The organism is Bartonella sp. AP11XZML (genome assembly GCF_042196445.1).
In the GTDB taxonomy this organism is placed as follows: Bacteria; Pseudomonadota; Alphaproteobacteria; order Rhizobiales; family Rhizobiaceae; genus Bartonella.
Window position 1 is genome coordinate 1 of sequence record NZ_JBHIQF010000051.1, and the last position, 1,468, is coordinate 1,468.

The 1,468-nt window shown below is 38.7% G+C and carries 3 protein-coding genes; 1 reads left to right on the forward strand and 2 read right to left on the reverse strand.

Annotation, left to right across the window (positions count from 1 at the left end; genetic code table 11):
- The first annotated feature begins 178 nt into the window (after positions 1-178).
- Positions 179-712 (forward strand): antA/AntB antirepressor family protein, encoded by a 534-nt coding sequence (locus ACFIMG_RS05280; RefSeq protein ID WP_375678639.1) that lies wholly within the window; start codon positions 179-181, stop codon positions 710-712.
- A 50-nt stretch (positions 713-762) separates the two neighbouring features.
- Here ACFIMG_RS05280 and ACFIMG_RS05285 read toward each other — a convergent pair whose 3' ends face one another.
- Both ACFIMG_RS05285 and ACFIMG_RS05290 read right to left on the reverse strand, forming a co-directional pair.
- Positions 763-1,068, reverse strand: a complete 306-nt coding sequence (locus ACFIMG_RS05285) for a BrnA antitoxin family protein (protein ID WP_006589112.1) — start codon at positions 1,066-1,068, stop codon at positions 763-765.
- On the reverse strand, positions 1,046-1,312 hold the full coding sequence (locus ACFIMG_RS05290; RefSeq protein ID WP_375613975.1) for a BrnT family toxin: 267 nt from the start codon (positions 1,310-1,312) through the stop codon (positions 1,046-1,048). Before ACFIMG_RS05290 ends, ACFIMG_RS05285 begins: the two co-directional genes overlap by 23 nt.
- Positions 1,313-1,468: the final 156 nt, after the last annotated feature.

Here is a 1,468-nt window from a genome sequence, read left to right on the forward strand (position 1 = left end):
CCAATTAAAAACTTTGACTCGTTGTATGCTACAAGCATATAATGATATTGTCGGGTGTGGTTATGCTATACAATACCCTTTATGGGAAAGGCGTAACGACGGGCTAGTTGCCGTGTTTTCTAGCGCCCGGCATCCTCTTCGGATGTCAATAGAAAACCTTAACAACTAGGAGTTCATTATGAACACTCTTATTAAAATTACAGAACAAACAATTGATCAAGAAACTGTTCAAGCAGTAAATGCACGTGAGTTGCATATGTTTTTGAAGGTCACATCTCGTTTTAACGATTGGATCATTAATCGTATTAAAGAATATGGTTTCCTAGAAAATAAGGACTTTGTGAGTTTTACTAAAAATTTAGTAAAACCTAAAAGCGGTCGTCCAAGTACAGAATACCACATCACATTAGACATGGCGAAAGAGCTCTCAATGGTGGAACGTAACGAGAAAGGACGTCAAGCACGCCGTTACTTTATTGAGTGCGAGAAGAAACTAAAAAGCCAATCTGTTGATTATGATAATGATACACGCTTTGATTTGCCAAGTTATTGGGAAGGTATGAACGCTGGTGAAAAAGTTTTGTATCTTCTGGGTCCAATTCATGTTCGTCTTCTTGATACCTTCAGAGTAGATGAAGAAAACAGAAAATACAAAGCTCTCATTAAAGAAGCAAAACAAGTCTTAGAAAGATCTGTCGTGAAAGCTGCTTAGCTTAAGACACATCTCCCCTCCCCGTTCTCAACAGTGGGGAGGTGGTTGGTTTAGCTACCACTTGCTTTTTTTAAGACTTCACCCATACGTGTTCGCCAATCTTTTCCTTGTTTTTTAAAAGAGGCAATAACATTTGGGTCGAGACGGAGAGTAACCGCTTGTTTAGGAGATTCAACGGGTGGACGCCCACGTTTACGGCGCTCTTCTGTTACATACTTAAAAAAAGAGGCTGGTAAAACGTCTTTAGCTGGCTTTAAGCGTGCAAGTTCTTCATCTGTTAGTGGTGGGGAATCCACAGCGTCCCAATCTTCTTTTGTGTAGCCACATCCTGTTTCAAAGGTTTTTTTGATAGTCATTGAAAACCTCTCTTTCTTTTTTATTCGCTTGACGAAAACTGATAATGGATATCGCTTCATTGCCAAGCTTTGCAAAAACAATAACTGTTGTGCCATCCGCAAAATGTCCAATAGCCTTCATGCGGTTTGAATGGGTTGCATCAATAAGAGCATGTTCCCAGTCAAAGTAAATAACATCAGCAAAATCAAGCTTATGTTTAACAATGTTTAAAGCTCTTTTTGGTTCATCCCACACTATCTTCATATATTTTATGTACACGAAAAATAAAGCCTTGTCAATAATTAAAGTGTACAATAATTCGTATATACCATTCAAAATGGAGCAACTATGAATAAGAAAACGCGTAAGGGTCTATCGGTTCGTGCGTTTGCGAAGAAGATGGGTGTTTCACATAATGCG

Coding starts and splice junctions, on each gene's coding strand:
- ACFIMG_RS05280 (WP_375678639.1), top strand. CDS start 179: ATGAACACTCTTATTAAAATTACAGAACAAACAATTGATCAAGAAACT.
- ACFIMG_RS05285 (WP_006589112.1), bottom strand. CDS start 1,068: ATGACTATCAAAAAAACCTTTGAAACAGGATGTGGCTACACAAAAGAA.
- ACFIMG_RS05290 (WP_375613975.1), bottom strand. CDS start 1,312: ATGAAGATAGTGTGGGATGAACCAAAAAGAGCTTTAAACATTGTTAAA.